Consider the following 13,854-nt stretch of genomic DNA (forward strand, 5'->3'; position numbering starts at 1 on the left):
AAGCACGATTCTCTTTGCTGAGCGCAGGAGCTGTGGCGGCGGATCACTACACTTCACCCCCTGCGGTGTCTGGCGCGTTCCGGACCGCTCCTTCCCCAACGTCGCGGGTCATGACAAAGGTTCTGGTTTCCGATCCCATCGATCAGACGGGCATCGACATCCTCTCCCAGGTGGCCCAGGTGGATGTGCGCACCGGCCTACCGCCCGACCAGTTACTCAGCATCATCGGCGACTACGACGCTCTGATGATCCGCTCAGGCACTCAGGTGACCGCCGAGCTGATCGCAGCAGCTCCACGCCTCCGCATCATCGGTCGTGCCGGTGTCGGTGTCGACAACGTGGATGTGCCCGCCGCCACCCGGCAGGGGGTGCTGGTGGTGAACTCGCCCGAAGGCAACACGATCGCCGCCGCAGAACATGCGCTCGCCATGATGCTGTCGCTCTCGCGGCACGTGCCCCAGGCCCACGCCAGCACCATGGCCGGTGGCTGGGACCGCAAGAAATACGTCGGCAACGAGCTCTACAAGAAGAAGCTCGGCGTGGTGGGCCTCGGCAAGATCGGCTCCCATGTGGCCCGGGTGGCCAAGGCGCTCGGCATGGAGGTGCTCGCCTACGACCCGTTCATCTCCACCGAGCGGGCCCAGATGCTCCAGGTGCGGCTGATGGCGGTCGCGCCCCTGTTCGCCGAAGCCGATTACATCAGCCTGCACCTGCCCCGCACCCCGGACACGGAGAATCTGGTCAACGCCGAACTGCTGGGTTCGATGAAACCCACCGCCCGGCTGGTGAACTGTGCCCGTGGCGGCATCGTGGATGAGGCCGCCCTGGCAGCTGCGCTGGAAGCCGGCACCATCGCCGGGGCGGCGCTGGATGTGTACGCGAACGAGCCGCTGAAGCCCGATTCGCCGCTGCTGGCCGTGCGCGATCGCCTGATCCTCACGCCCCACCTGGGCGCCTCCACCGAAGAGGCCCAGGAAAATGTGGCGATCGATGTGGCCGAGCAGATCCGCGATGTGCTGCTGGGCCTGCCGGCCCGCAGCGCCGTGAACATCCCCGGCATGACCCCGGAGGTGATGGAGCGACTCAAGCCCCACCTGCAGCTGGCCGAAACCCTGGGCCTGCTGCTCAGTCAGATGGCCGGGGGCTCGGTGCAGGAGCTGGAGGTGCGGCTGCAGGGCGAATTCGCCAACCACCCCTCCCAGCCGCTGGTGGTGGCCGCGCTCAAGGGGCTGCTCTCCAGCGCCCTCGGCGACCGCATCAACTACGTGAACGCCTCACTCGAGGCGAAGGGGCGTGGCCTGCACGTGCTGGAGGTGAAAGACGACTCCAGCCGTGATTTCGCCGGTGGTTCGCTGCAGCTCACCTCGCGCGGTTCCCAGGGCAGCCACACCGTCACCGGGGCGGTGTTCGCCGATGGCGACCTGCGCATCACCACGATCGATGAGTTCCCGGTGAACGTGGCCCCCAGCCGTCACATGCTGTTCACCCGCCACCGGGACATGCCCGGCATCATCGGCCACCTCGGATCCCTGCTCGGCGAGCACAACGTGAACATCGCCTCGATGCAGGTGGGCCGTCGGATCGTGCGCGGCGACGCGGTGATGGTGCTCAGCCTCGACGACCCCATTCCGCCAAGCCTGCTCGCCTCGATCGGCAAGATCAACGGCATCCAGGAGGCGCACCCGGTCACGCTGTGACCGGCGACCCCACGGCCGCACGGCTGAGCGACCACCGTTGGTGGCGCCTGGAGATGGCGGCTCCGCCGGAGCTGGAGGAGTCGCTGCTGTGGAAACTGCAGAGCCTGGGGATCTCCCGGGTGGCTGTGCGCCATCACCCCAGCACCCCCGACCAGCACCAGCTCGTGGCCTGGCTGCCGGCGATCGACTGGCCCGACCCTGAACGCGCTCGTCTGCCTGAGGCGCTGGCGCCACTGGCGGCCACCTTCGATCTGCCCCTGCCCCCGCTGGCCTGGGCCCTGCAGGACGACGAGGACTGGAGCCTCAGCTGGAAGCAGCACTGGCAAGCCGATCCGGTGGGGGAGCGGCTGCTGATCCTGCCTGCCTGGCTGGAGGTGCCCGACGACCAGACCCACCGCCTGGTGATCCGCATCGATCCCGGCAGTGCGTTCGGCACCGGCAGCCACCCCACAACCCGTCTCTGCCTGGAGGCCCTGGATCAGCTGGCGCAGCAGGCCGGCGGCGCTCTGACGGGCCGGCGGGTGGCCGATCTCGGCTGCGGCAGCGGCATCCTCGGCTTCGGCGCCCTGCGCCTGGATGCCGCCTCCCTGGCCGCCACTGACAACGATCCGCTGGCGGTGAGAGCCACCCGTGAGAACGGCCGTCTCAACGGCTTCAGCGAAGGGCCTGGCGGGCTGATGCAGGTGGCGCTGGGCTCGGTGGAGGGCCTGGCCGAGCTGCTGGCGGGGCAACCGGCCGACATCCTGCTCTGCAACATCCTGGCGCCGGTGATCGCGGAGCTGGCCGTGGGATTCACGTCGGTGCTGGCGCCCGCTGGCGTGGGGTTCCTGAGCGGGCTGCTGGTGGATCAGGCGCCGGCGCTGGAGAGCACCCTCTCCTCCCTGGGCTGGTTGGCCGAGCTGATCGCCGACGAGGGCGGCTGGGGGGTGATAAGGATCCAGCAACAGCCTCTTGTCATATAAATCACGCTTATCCGTGCTCACCCTTTGATTGCGCTTCCGGGGCTCCCACCCCAAGACCGCCGCCATCGCCCCTGTCCGATGTAGGAAGGTGCGGTCCTACAGGCCCGGATCCTCCAGGAGCCTGTGAGCCCCAAATTTCCCTTCCATGGCTTCCTACAAGGTCACCCTCATCAACGAGAGCGAGGGCCTCAACAAGACCATCGAGGTTCCCGATGATCAGTACATCCTGGATGCTGCTGAAGAGCAGGGCATTGACCTCCCCTATTCCTGCCGCGCTGGCGCCTGCTCCACCTGCGCCGGCAAGCTGACCTCCGGCACCGTTGACCAGTCGGACCAGAGCTTCCTCGACGACGACCAGATCGAAGCTGGCTTCGTGCTCACCTGCGTTGCCTACCCCACCTCCGACGTCACCATCACCACCCACGCCGAAGAAGAGCTCTATTGAGCCGACGGGCCTTACCCGCCGCCAGCCCGGCGCACTGTCGGGCGCTCTCCACATCCAGCAGGCGGAACTGATCGCTATCCGGCGCCCCGCTTGTTTCCTTTCTCCTTCTCTGCCACCCTTCGGGGTGGCTTTTTGATGGCCGTGCAGGTCGACAATCTCCAAGACCACGGCAGCGAACATTGCAGCCCCGGGGGCCAGTACAGCTACCGCGTGATCGGAGCGTGCTGCCGCCTGTTCGACCGGGAAGAGTTGCCGTGGCCCTGCTGCCGCCTGGCCTGGCGCAGCAAGGAACCCAGCTGGCGTCGCATCGGCCGCCGCTTTGTGGCCGATCTGGCCTCGCGGCGCTGCCCCTCCTATGCGGTGGAGGTGCTGGAGCCGGGCTCCCGCCCCACCCGCACCGTGATCACGCTGTTTCCGCTGCGCCTCTCGCCGGCGCTCCAGGAGTGGTGGTACAGCAAGCAGCCCGCCTCGCTCGATCCCGCCTGCCAGCGACCACCTGCCGCCTCGGCCGGTAGTGCGGATCCCAACGACCCTGCAGCCTCGCCCCCCGTCTCCCTTTCAGGCCTCTGAGATGAGCCGCGGGAGCAGCGGCGCATGAACTGCCTGCAGTAGTGCTGCACCGCTGCCAAAAAAAAGCCCCCTGGGCAAGGGGGCGGTGGCGTTGATTGGCGGGTAGAGCCTGCCGGTGGGCGAGGCTCAGACGTGCGCCTGGCACGGATAGAGGCCTGGATCAGAAGTAAACCTTGCCGCCACCCCACTGGGTGCCGCTCACCTTGGGGGCCACCAGGATGTAGCCGGCGATCAGGCGGAGGTCGTCGTCGCTGAGATCGCGCATTTTGACGAACACATCGCTGCTGCGCATGCTCGGGTGCACGTCGGCGATGCTGTATTCACCGTCGTAAGAGGTGGGGTCCTTGATGTAGTCAACGAGGGAGTCGACCGAGTTGCGCGGCGGGGTGGCCAGGGCCAGGGTTTCCGGGTCGAGGCCCACGTTGTAGTTCGTCTTGGTGACACCGCCGGCGTGACAGGTGCCGCAGCTGTCGTTGAACAACTTGCGACCACTCTTGATCTCCGATTCGCTGAAGGTGACCAGGCCACCATCCGGTGTGCCGCTGACCGTGAGCGTTTCTGCATCCCATTGGGCGGCCTGCAGAGGAGCCACCCAGACTCCGAAGGTCAGCAGCAATCCCAGCGGCAGCACCAGCAGAAGGCGGGCGATCGACCGGAGGGCGGCGGGAAGGGAAAGGGCCATGGAGGGAGCTGGCGAATTGGCGGTGGACACCGCACCTGAGACCTTGTATCACGGGCGAAGGGCACTCCGGGGCGGGATCAAGAACTGTTGCAGGCACAAGCGGCCCGGCCAACCCGCAGCCTGTGCCTCAACCCTCGTCGGGGTTGACCTCAAGGGTGAGGAAATCCTTGGCCACCAACGTGTTCGGGAAGATCGCCCTTGCCTCGTCGAGCAGATCATCGGGGGTGACCGTGTTGCCCTGCACGTAACGGGGGCTCAGGTGGGTGAGCGCCAGGGTTTTCACCCCGGCGAGGGCCGCCGTCTGGGCCGCCATGGTGCTGGTGGAGTGCTGCCGTTGGAACGCCATCTCCGCTTCCCCGTGAGCAAAGGTGGATTCGTGCACGAGCAGATCGGCGCCGCGCGCCAGCTCCACCGCCGCTTCGCAGAACACGGTGTCGGTGCAGTACACGAAGGTGCTCCCGGGCCGCGCCGGGCCGCACAGCCGCTCTCCATGGATGATCCGCCCGTCCTCGAGCGTGACGCTCCGACCCGCCTTGAGCTCGGCGTAGATGGGGCCGGGCGGGATGCCCAGCGCACGGGCCTGCTGCACATCGAAGCGCCCGGGGCGGGGCTTCTGCTCCACCCGGTAGCCGTAGGCGGGGATGCGATGGGTGAGCGGGGCACAGCGCACGATCAGATCGTCATCGTCGAGCAGCACCGTGCCGGCAGTGGCGGCCTCGCGTACCCGATGGCTGGCCAGGGGATAGCCGATGCGCGTCGATGAGGTTCGCAGCACGCCTTCGAGGTAATCGCGCAGGGGGTCGGGGCCGTAGAGATCGATGCCCTGGCAGCTGCCAGCCATGCCCAGGCTGGCGAGCAGACCCGGCAACCCGAAGATGTGGTCGCCGTGCATGTGGGTGATGAAGATGCGCCGCAGCTGCGACACCCGCAGGTCACTGCGGAGGAATTGATGCTGGGTACCTTCGCCGCAGTCGAACAGCCACAGCTCGGCGCGTTGCGGCAGCCGCAGCGCCACGGCCGACACGTTGCGGGCCCGGGTGGGAACGCCCGAACTCGTTCCGAGGAAAGTGACCTGCAAGCCAGTTGCGCTTTGCCGCATGCTGCCACGTCGATCACTGGCCGGCGGAGGGCTGGCGCGGTGCCCGGATCGTCGTGACAATGACCCCCTTGTGAGCTCCGCTGCTGGTCGCCATGGCTGGGATGTTCGCCCGCTCGGCGCTGCCGAAGGCCTTCCATCGGTCCGCTGCACCTTCACTGGCGCCACGCCTTGGCCTTGCCGGCCTGGCAATGCCGCTGGCCTGGGCGATGCTGCCCGGCCTGCCAGCGGCCCATGCCCAGCAGCCGGCCATCCGGCCGGTGCCCCAGACGGCCAGCGCCAGTCCCGATCCGAGCCTGCGGGTGCTGCTGCTGGAGACGGCGGAGGTACGGGTGGGCGGCGCCAGCGGCCTGCGCCTGCTTGATGCCAGCGGCCGAGAACGGCTGCGCCTCCCCGAAGGCGGAGCCATTGCCCTGCGCCCTGCCGGCAGCGGCGTGCGGGTGGAGGTGGTGGCGCCCCGGGGGCTGGGCACGGCGCCTGCATCGCTGAGCCTGGCGGAGCTGTGGATCGATGCCGGCCAGTCCCCCGGTGGCGACGCCGTGCTGCAGCTGAAGAACCGCGCCTACCGGGGACGGCTGGTGGTGCGCCCGGCCGCCTCCGCGTTGCGAGTGGTCAATGTGGTCGCCCTCGAGACCTACCTTCCCAGCGTGGTGGGAAGCGAGATGCCCGCCAGCTGGCCCCTGGAGGCCTTGCGGGCCCAGGCCGTGGCGGCGCGCACCTACGCCCTCCGCCAGCGCCGCCCCGACCAGCCGTTCGACCTCAAGGCCACCGTCAGCAGCCAGGTCTACAAAGGGGTGGAGGCGGAGACCGCGTCCACCAGGGAGGCGGTGCGCGGCACCCGCGGATTGGTGCTGACCCACCAGAACGCCCTGATCAATGCGGTGTTCCACAGCAGTGCCGGTGGCACCACCGAAAACAGCGGCGATCTGTGGCAGCGCCAGATGCCCTATCTGGTGAGCGTCGCCGACTTCGATGAGGCCTCACCGGTGAGCCGCTGGCGCCAGGAACTGCCGCCGCCGCTGCTGGCCCGCGCCTTCGCCGAACTGGGCGGGGTGCAGCGCATCGACATCCTCTCCACCACCGCCAGTGGCAGGGTGCGGCAGGCCCGCGTGGTGGGCCCCAGTGGCCAGCTTCTGGTGAGTGGGGCGGAGCTGCGCAGCCGGCTGGGCCTGAAGAGCACGCTGGTGCGTTTCGAGGCAGCCCCCTTCAGCTTCACTGAGCCTCAGGTGCCGCCGTCCACCTGGTTGTCGGCCACGGGCGTGCTGCTCTCGCTGCCTGCGCCGCCGCCGCTGCTACCTCCCCGCAACCCCACACTGGTGGCAGTGGGACGGGGCTTCGGCCACGGGGTGGGCATGAGCCAGTGGGGGGCCCTGGCTATGGCCCAGCGAGGCAGCAGCTTCCAGGAGATTCTCCGCCACTACTACCGCGGCGCCCAACTGCGTCCGTACGGTGACATCGCCACACCACGTCTGGCGGCGGATGCGGGCTCTGCATCAGGCTCCTCACCATGGAGTCCCCGCCACGCGGCCCTGCGTTCCGCTCGCCTCTGAGCGCACCGGCCTTACCCGCTCTTTGCCCTGAATCCATCGCTCCGATCCCCGGTTGGCACCACCGGCTGGAGGTGTTTCCGGATGGGGAGCAACTGAGCGAGGCGGTGGCAGAGGCCCTGTTCGACCAGTTGCTACGCCCTCAGGCCCTGCCGCTGGGGCTGGCCACGGGCCGCACGATGGTGGCGGTGTACGGCGCACTGCGGCAGCGCATCGCGGCGCTGCCGCCTGCGGAGCGGGCCCGCCTGCTGGCCGGATGGCGCAGCTTCAACCTCGATGCCTACGTGGGCCTGCCCCGGCACGATCCCCGCAGCTTCGCTGCTGAGATGGAGGCCCGGCTGATCGCACCGCTTGGTCTCGCTCCGGAGCAGGCGGCCCTGCCTGATGGCCTGGCCGCCGACGCTCAGGCCGAAGCCGTCCGCTACAGCACCGCGCTGGAGGAGGCCGGCGGCATCGGCCTCCAGCTGCTGGGGCTCGGCAACAACGGCCATGTGGGCTTCAACGAACCCCCCTGTGAGGCCAGCCAGCGCTGTCATGTGGTGGAGCTCGATGCCGCCACCCGCGCCCAGAACGCCCCGGCGTTCGGCGGTGATCCAGAGGCCGTGCCGCGATGGGCGATCACGCTCGGTCTGGCGGAGATCCTGGCGGCGCAGCGGATCCTGCTGGTGGTGAGCGGCTCTTCCAAAGGGCCGATCCTGAGACGGCTACTGCAGGAGCCCCCCAACGCCCAGCTGCCGGCCAGCTGGCTTCAGCAGCACCCGCGGCTCCGGCTGATGGTCGACCGGGCTGCGCTCACTGGCTGAAGCCAGCACCTGCCGGCTCACCTCCCCGCCAGCGACGGCAGGCCAGCCATCACGCCAGGAACGCTTCGATCAGGGCCTCGTCGGCCTCAAGGTTGGCGGTCACGCTGCGGACGTCATCGAGGTCGTCGAGGGCATCGAGCATGCGCAGGCAGTGGCGCAGCGCCTCGGACTCCTCCAGGCGGCAGGTGGTGGATGGGATCCAGCGGTGCTCCCAGCCCTGCACGCTCCAGCCCTGGTGCCGCAGGGCATCCTGCAGGCCCTCCAGGTCGGCATAACTGCACACCACTTCCGCGGAGGCGTCGCCAGCTCCAGCTCCACCACGACCTCCCCCCCCAGCAGGTTCGCCCTTGCCGGCTGCCGTCCCCCCTGCCGCTGGCTCGAACGTGTAGGTGAGCGCGGCGGGACCGCCTGCCATCTCCAAGGCCAGCAGGCTCTCCAGCAGGGCGTTCTCCTCGAGGTGGGGCTGCGCGATCCGCACCACGCCGCGGTGCTCGAACAGGTACCCCACACAGCCCACCTCGCCCAGGTTGCCCCCGTGCTTGCTGAAGGCCAGGCGCAGGTCCGCCGCCGTGCGGTTGCGGTTGTCGGTGAGCGCCTCCACCAGCACGGCCACCCCGCCGGGGCCATAGCCCTCGTAGCGGACCTCCTGAAACTGATCGCCGTCACCGCTGCCCTGGCCAGCTCCCTTGGCGATTGCCCGCTCGATGTTGGTGTTGGGCAGCCCGGCGGCTCTGGCCTTCTCCAGGGCCGTCCGCAGCTGGAAGTTGCCGGCCGGATCGGCCCCGGCGCGGGCGGCCACGCTGATTTCCCGAGCCAGACGGGTGAACACCACCCCGCGTTTGGCATCGACCACCGCCTTCTGGCGTTTGATCTGGCTCCATTTGCTGTGGCCGGCCATGGCTGGGTGCTGGGTGCGGGATCGGGAGGGAAGCGCCGACGCGGCGGCCTTAGCCGGCCGCGTCGAACACCAGCCGCGGTTGCAGGCGACCGCCCGGGGCGGTGCGGGCCATGCCGGCCAGGTGGCCCTGCGGATCGAGGATCACCACGGGCTGGTCGAGCACGCTGGGATCGAAACCGGGCCGATCGGGGCTGGATACGGCGCTGGCGCAGAGGCTGCGGCCGCAGCGCCAGCCTGCCAGATCCGCCGCATCCAGCTGTCGCGAGGGCAGGTGCCTGAGCGGCTGGAGTGGATTGTCGAGAGCCGGCAGGGGCGCCCCGCTCTCGAGCGCCTCCAGGCTGACGCTGCCACTCAGAGAGAAGCCGAGCGCTTCGGTGCGACGCAGGCTGGCCAGGGTGCCACCGCAACCCAGGGCGTTGCCCAGGTCCCTCGCCAGGGAGCGGATGTAGGTGCCAGCGGAACAGCGCACCGCCAGCTCCAGCTGCTGGCTGGCGGGCTCCCAGCTCAGCAGCTCAAGCGCATCGATCTGCACCGGCCGCGCCGCCAGCTCCATCGTTTCGCCCCGCCGCGCCCGCGCATACGCCCGCTCCCCATCCACGTGCACCGCCGACACCTGGGGCGGTTGCTGCAGGATCGAACCGCGGAAGCGCTCCAGGCAGGCGTCCAGGTCGTCGTGGCTGAGGGCGGGCACCGGACGGCGCTCCAGCAACTCACCGCTGAGGTCGTCACTGCTGGTGCGCCAGCCGAGCTGGATCACGCCGCGGTAGGCCTTGCCACTCGGCAGGTAGGGCAGCAGGCGCGTGGCGGCGCCCAGTGCCAGCGGCAACACGCCGGTGACGGCAGGATCGAGGGTGCCGCCGTGGCCGACCCGCTTGAGCCCGTAGCAGCGGCGCACCCTGGCCACGCAGGCGTGGGAGGTGAGACCTGCCGGCTTGTCGAGCACCAGGAAGCCGCAGGGCGAAGGGGAGGCGGTCACCGCGACATCGCTGCAGATGGCAAACGCCGGGAAAGGGAAGGCCGGCGGCGGTGCATCATCGCCGCCAGGGGGTGGCAGGAGCCAGGCGGGGCTTCAGGCTGGGGTGCCTGTTCCCCCGGTACCGCGTCTGTGCCTGTGCAACACCGCCGTGATCTGGCCTTCCTGGTGCTGGCCGGCCTCTTCCTCGGCACCATGGGCATGCTCAACATCCTCGGCCTCACCCGCTTCCTGAGCCTGGGCTCGATCGGCGGCTGGCCGATCGTGGTGGCGGTGGGTGCACTGCCCTATCCGGTCACCTTCCTCTGCACCGATCTGATCAGCGAGATCTGGGGCGAGCAGAAGGCGGGACAGGTGGTGTGGGTGGGGCTGCTGCTCAACGGATGGATCGTGCTCATCCTCTGGCTTGGAGGGGTGCTACCTGGCCTGGCCGGCACCGACTCCAGCACCTTCTTCGAGATGCGGCGCCTGGCCTTCGGCGCCGTGGGGGCCTCCATGGTGGCGTACCTGGCGGCCCAGTTCACCGACGTGCGCCTTTTCCATTTCTGGAAGCGCTTCAGCGGCGGCAAGGCCCTCTGGCTGCGCAACAACGGCTCCACCCTGGTCAGCCAGCTGGTGGACACCACAGCGGTGGTGTTGATCAGCCACTACGCCGCCCATGTGCTGCCGATCCGCTCTGGTGAGCCGGTGCTGCCCCAGCTATGGGCGTTCATCCTCAGCGGCTACCTGTTCAAGTTTCTGGCCGCCCTGCTCGACACCCTGCCCTTCTACCTCCTGGTGGGCTGGCTGCGGCGCTGGCTTGAGGTGCCCGGCGACGGGGTGGAACTGGGCCATGAAGACCCCCGCCCACTCCCGCTCCCCCGGCCGGGGCGCTGAGCCAGCCGTGAGCGGCGGCCCCTTACCCTGACGGTCTGCCAAGGGGACCAGGAGTGTCCGAGTCAACCCAGACCATGACGGCCCCATCGGTGCTGCCCAGCCTCGATGTGGAGCGGTTCCTGCGGGACGGCTTCGGCCTGTTCGACCAGCTGGCGGCCTACGTGCAGCTGAGCCCAGGCGAACTGGAGCAGCGCCTGGCCCACAGCCGCAGCGACCTGGCCGCCCTGCACCCCGGCGCCACCGGCTTCGACCCGGAACGGGTGGAGGCCTTCTACGAGGAAACGGTGGGCCACGGCCACCTGCTCGAGCTTTCGGCCTGGCACCTGGGCAGCGGCGATTACATCGCCGACACTCTGCGCCTGCAGCAGCATCTGGCCCGGGGCCAGGTGCTCGACTTCGGCGGCGGCATCGGCACCCATGCCCTGGCGGCGGCGGCGCTGCCCCAGGTGGAGCGGGTGTGGTTCGTGGACCTCAACCCCGACAACCGGGCGTTCGTGCGCCAGCGGGCGGAAGCCCTGGGCCTCGCCCATCGCCTCGGCTTCTGCCGCGATCTGAGCGATCCGGCCCTGCCGGCCGCGTTCGACACCATCGTCTGCCTGGATGTGCTGGAGCACCTGAGCCATCCGGCCGATCAGCTGGAGGTGTTCGCCTCACGCATGTCGAAGGAGGCGGTGGCCCTGCTCAACTGGTATTTCTTCAAGGGCTTCGCTGGCGAGTATCCGTTCCACTTCGATGACCCGCAACTGGTGGAGCGTTTCTTCCGCAAACTCCAGAGCCGCTTCCTCGAGGTGTTCCACCCCTTCCTGATCACCACCAGGGCCTATCGCCTCGCCGATTGACCAGCCTGGTGACCGCCGCATGCGCGGAGGCGGAGGCGAAAGACTGACCCCGGAGCGAAGCCAGACACCACAGCGGAGCCAGATCCTGTCGCACCCGGGTGTGCACACGCACCAGGCTGGCACCCGCACCCAAACGAAAAGACCGGGAGGCTGGAGAACCAGCAGTCCCGGTCTTGAGCTGCAGTCCTGTGGCTTTCAGGAAAGATGGGCCTTTTGCGTTGAGCCCAGCCAGCCCTGAGAGGTTGAGCCAGCCCTGGCGTGTGCAAGGCCAAGGCTGGCCGTTGGCGTTCAGCCCAGGGCCACGTGGATGCGCTTGCGGTTGCGGAGGCCGCGCTTGATGGTCTCGAAGTTCACGACGCCGTCGATGAGGGCAAAGAGGGTGTCGTCGGAGCCGCGGCCGACGTTGTTGCCAGGCAGCACGGAGGTGCCGCGCTGACGGATCAGGATCGAACCGGCGCTCACGGTTTCACCGCCATAGCGCTTGACACCCAGCCGTTTGGAATTGGAATCGCGGCCGTTGCGGGTGGAGCCTGTGCCTTTCTTGTGGGCCATGGGGGCGAGAAAACGAAGGGTGGGCGAAAGAAGGAGGAAGTGGAACCGGGATCAGGCGAGCGCCTTGCCCGCCACGGTGATCGACTCGACCCGCACACGGGTGAGCTCCTGGCGGTGGCCGTTTTTGCGGCGGGTTTTCTTCTTGGGCCGCATTTTGTAGACGATGATCTTGGGGCCGCGGCGATGCTCAAGCACCTTGAGCTGAACGGTGACACCGCTCACATAAGGGTGGCCCAGTGTGGTGGCGCCGCTGGCGTCACGCACGAGCAGCACGTTCTCCAGGGTGACGCTCTCGTCGACCTCTGCCGCGATGCGGTCAAGGTCGTAGTAGCGGTTCGGCTGGAGCCAGAACTGCTGGCCTGAGGCCTCGGCGATCACGTAGGTGCCGGCGCCCGGCGCTGGAGAGTCTGTGCTCGGCGCTGAGGCGCCGGTGGCGGGGGTGGTGCTCATGGGTGCGAAGGCGTGGACAGGCTGCCCGCTCCTGGCCAGCGACCCTGTTGGGGATCACCGGACGGCTCGGCATTCAGGCCTGGCGCACATCCTGAAGAATGGACAAGTGTCCATCCTCCACTCCCAGAGCCCCGCCCGTCAACCTTAAGGTCTCCCAAACGTGGTTCCACGCGCCGCATGTCCCAGCCGGCCTTCACGATCGCCTCGCTGATTCGCGATCCCGGCCTTGATGCTGCCTGCGGGCAGTGGCTGCAGGAGGGGCGCTACGACGTGGTGGCGCTCGGCCTGGCCCCTGACCCCTGCGCGTTGCTGGCCGAGAGCTGGGAGAACTTTGACGCGGTGCTGCTGGAACAGGGTGCCCTGCCTGAGGCACTCGATGGTTTACGCCATCAGGGTTTGCTGCTTCCCGCCGTGGTGGTGGGCCCGGTGAGTGGGCAGCTGGATTACCACGATGCCGAGGTGCATCTGCCCGCCGACCAACTGGAACAGCTCAGCTACAGCCTGGATGCGGCGATCTCCCGCTTCCTGCGACGTGGCAACGTGGAGGGGGGTCTACCGAGCGAGCCCGGCGGCGATGGCTCCTGGAGGCTGTCAAGCCGCCTGCAGGAGCGGCTTGGCTATCTGGGGGTTTTCTATAAGAGGGACCCTTCGCGGTTTCTCCGCAATCTGCCTCCCCTGGAGCAGAAGGAGTTGTTTCTCTCCCTGGAGCGCACGTACAGAGATCTGCTGGTGAGCTACTTCAAGGACGAGGCCGCAGCGAATCAGGCATTGGAAAGCTTCGTGAACACCGCATTTTTCAGTGATCTCTCCATCACCAAGACCGTGGCCATCCATGCAAATCTGATCGACGAATTCTGGAAATTGCTCAAGCTCAAAGGACAGAAAGACGATTTTCTTCGTGATTACCGCCTGGCCCTCCTTGACGTGATGGCCCATCTCTGCGAGATGTACCGTCGATCCCTGCCCGTCAACGAGCCGGCCCCAGGGCCGCGCGCCGTCGCTGCTACCACGCTTCAGGACCTTCGATCCAACCAACCTTCTGAGGTGCACCCTTGAGCATTCGCAAGACCTACATCCTCAAGCTCTATGTGGCGGGGAACACTCCCAATTCCATGCGCGCCCTCAAGACCCTGCGCAACATTCTGGAGCAGGAGTTCAAGGGGGTGTATGCCCTGAAGGTGATTGATGTGCTCAAGAATCCCCAGCTGGCCGAAGACGACAAGATTCTGGCCACCCCGACGCTCGCCAAGATCCTCCCACCGCCGGTGCGACGCATCATCGGCGATCTCTCTGATCGGGAGCGGGTGCTGATCGGCCTTGATTTGCTTTACGACGAGCTCACCGAAAATGATCTCTTCAATCCTGAACCCCAGGCTGATGATGCCGGAGGCACGGGCCAGATTCTGTAGATCCTCCTAGTAATTTCCGGGCTTTGTTCAGCTGGGCCTTAGGTTGATGCAGGCA

The 13,854-nt window shown here is 67.9% G+C and carries 16 protein-coding genes; 10 read left to right on the forward strand and 6 right to left on the reverse strand.

Going from position 1 to position 13,854, the window contains the following annotated elements; all coding sequences use genetic code 11:
- Positions 1-110: 110 nt before the first annotated feature.
- The 4 genes from serA (at position 111) to KBY86_RS07010 (ending at position 3,674) form a co-directional block, all read left to right on the forward strand.
- Positions 111-1,697: a phosphoglycerate dehydrogenase gene (gene serA / locus KBY86_RS06995; RefSeq protein ID WP_094512701.1), complete on the forward strand. Its 1,587-nt coding sequence runs from the start codon at positions 111-113 to the stop codon at positions 1,695-1,697.
- Positions 1,694-2,659 carry a 50S ribosomal protein L11 methyltransferase gene (gene prmA / locus KBY86_RS07000; RefSeq protein ID WP_255140659.1) on the forward strand — a complete coding sequence of 322 codons (966 nt, stop codon included), beginning with the start codon at positions 1,694-1,696 and terminating at the stop codon, positions 2,657-2,659. Before serA ends, prmA begins: the two co-directional genes overlap by 4 nt.
- 145 nt (positions 2,660-2,804) lie before the next feature.
- Positions 2,805-3,104 carry a ferredoxin gene (locus tag KBY86_RS07005; RefSeq protein WP_094512700.1) on the forward strand — a complete coding sequence of 100 codons (300 nt, stop codon included), beginning with the start codon at positions 2,805-2,807 and terminating at the stop codon, positions 3,102-3,104.
- Positions 3,105-3,239: 135 nt separating this feature from the next.
- The gene (locus tag KBY86_RS07010) at positions 3,240-3,674 is read left to right on the forward strand and encodes a hypothetical protein (RefSeq protein WP_233132943.1); all 435 of its coding nucleotides are present in this window, start codon (positions 3,240-3,242) and stop codon (positions 3,672-3,674) included.
- A gap of 160 nt (positions 3,675-3,834) precedes the next feature.
- Here the strand turns inward: KBY86_RS07010 and psbV are convergent, their stop codons facing one another.
- Positions 3,835-4,356 carry a photosystem II cytochrome c-550 gene (psbV, locus tag KBY86_RS07015; RefSeq protein WP_094512699.1) on the reverse strand — a complete coding sequence of 174 codons (522 nt, stop codon included), beginning with the start codon at positions 4,354-4,356 and terminating at the stop codon, positions 3,835-3,837.
- Between the two features lie 127 nt (positions 4,357-4,483).
- Positions 4,484-5,434, reverse strand: a complete 951-nt coding sequence (gene rnz, locus KBY86_RS07020; RefSeq protein WP_094512698.1) for a ribonuclease Z — start codon at positions 5,432-5,434, stop codon at positions 4,484-4,486.
- Positions 5,435-5,547: 113 nt separating this feature from the next.
- Here rnz and KBY86_RS07025 point away from each other — a divergent pair, with 113 nt between their 5' ends.
- Positions 5,548-7,002 carry a SpoIID/LytB domain-containing protein gene (locus KBY86_RS07025; protein ID WP_255140660.1) on the forward strand — a complete coding sequence of 485 codons (1,455 nt, stop codon included), beginning with the start codon at positions 5,548-5,550 and terminating at the stop codon, positions 7,000-7,002.
- Positions 6,960-7,802 carry a glucosamine-6-phosphate deaminase gene (locus KBY86_RS07030; RefSeq protein ID WP_255140661.1) on the forward strand — a complete coding sequence of 281 codons (843 nt, stop codon included), beginning with the start codon at positions 6,960-6,962 and terminating at the stop codon, positions 7,800-7,802. The genes KBY86_RS07025 and KBY86_RS07030 overlap by 43 nt, the downstream gene beginning before the upstream one ends.
- A 49-nt stretch (positions 7,803-7,851) precedes the next feature.
- On the opposite strand, the gene KBY86_RS07035 is transcribed toward KBY86_RS07030, so the two are convergent.
- Positions 7,852-8,700: a YebC/PmpR family DNA-binding transcriptional regulator gene (locus KBY86_RS07035; RefSeq protein ID WP_255140662.1), complete on the reverse strand. Its 849-nt coding sequence runs from the start codon at positions 8,698-8,700 to the stop codon at positions 7,852-7,854.
- Positions 8,701-8,749: 49 nt separating this feature from the next.
- Positions 8,750-9,676, reverse strand: a complete 927-nt coding sequence (gene truB, locus KBY86_RS07040; RefSeq protein WP_255140663.1) for a tRNA pseudouridine(55) synthase TruB — start codon at positions 9,674-9,676, stop codon at positions 8,750-8,752.
- A 129-nt stretch (positions 9,677-9,805) separates the two neighbouring features.
- On the opposite strand from truB, the gene KBY86_RS07045 reads away from it, so the two are divergent.
- Positions 9,806-10,549 (forward strand): queuosine precursor transporter, encoded by a 744-nt coding sequence (locus tag KBY86_RS07045; protein WP_094512694.1) that lies wholly within the window; start codon positions 9,806-9,808, stop codon positions 10,547-10,549.
- A gap of 74 nt (positions 10,550-10,623) precedes the next feature.
- Positions 10,624-11,388: a bifunctional 2-polyprenyl-6-hydroxyphenol methylase/3-demethylubiquinol 3-O-methyltransferase UbiG gene (locus KBY86_RS07050; RefSeq protein WP_255140686.1), complete on the forward strand. Its 765-nt coding sequence runs from the start codon at positions 10,624-10,626 to the stop codon at positions 11,386-11,388.
- Positions 11,389-11,676: 288 nt separating this feature from the next.
- Here KBY86_RS07050 and rpmA read toward each other — a convergent pair whose 3' ends face one another.
- Together rpmA and rplU are read right to left on the reverse strand one after the other, a co-directional pair.
- Complete coding sequence (gene rpmA, locus KBY86_RS07055) at positions 11,677-11,940, reverse strand: 50S ribosomal protein L27 (protein ID WP_094512693.1); 264 nt, start codon at positions 11,938-11,940, stop codon at positions 11,677-11,679.
- A 51-nt stretch (positions 11,941-11,991) separates the two neighbouring features.
- Entirely contained in the window at positions 11,992-12,390 is a 399-nt protein-coding gene (gene rplU, locus KBY86_RS07060; protein WP_094512692.1) for a 50S ribosomal protein L21, read from the reverse strand.
- 177 nt (positions 12,391-12,567) lie between these two features.
- Between rplU and KBY86_RS07065 the strand changes: the two genes are divergently transcribed.
- On the forward strand, positions 12,568-13,446 hold the full coding sequence (locus tag KBY86_RS07065) for a circadian clock protein KaiA (RefSeq protein ID WP_255140664.1): 879 nt from the start codon (positions 12,568-12,570) through the stop codon (positions 13,444-13,446).
- Positions 13,443-13,799, forward strand: coding sequence for a circadian clock protein KaiB (kaiB, locus tag KBY86_RS07070; protein ID WP_094512690.1), 357 nt, complete (start codon positions 13,443-13,445; stop codon positions 13,797-13,799). The genes KBY86_RS07065 and kaiB overlap by 4 nt, the downstream gene beginning before the upstream one ends.
- The last annotated feature ends 55 nt before the right edge of the window (positions 13,800-13,854 follow it).

Origin of the sequence: Synechococcus sp. Lug-A (assembly GCF_024345655.1) — a bacterium.
In the GTDB taxonomy this organism is placed as follows: Bacteria; Cyanobacteriota; Cyanobacteriia; order PCC-6307; family Cyanobiaceae; genus MW101C3.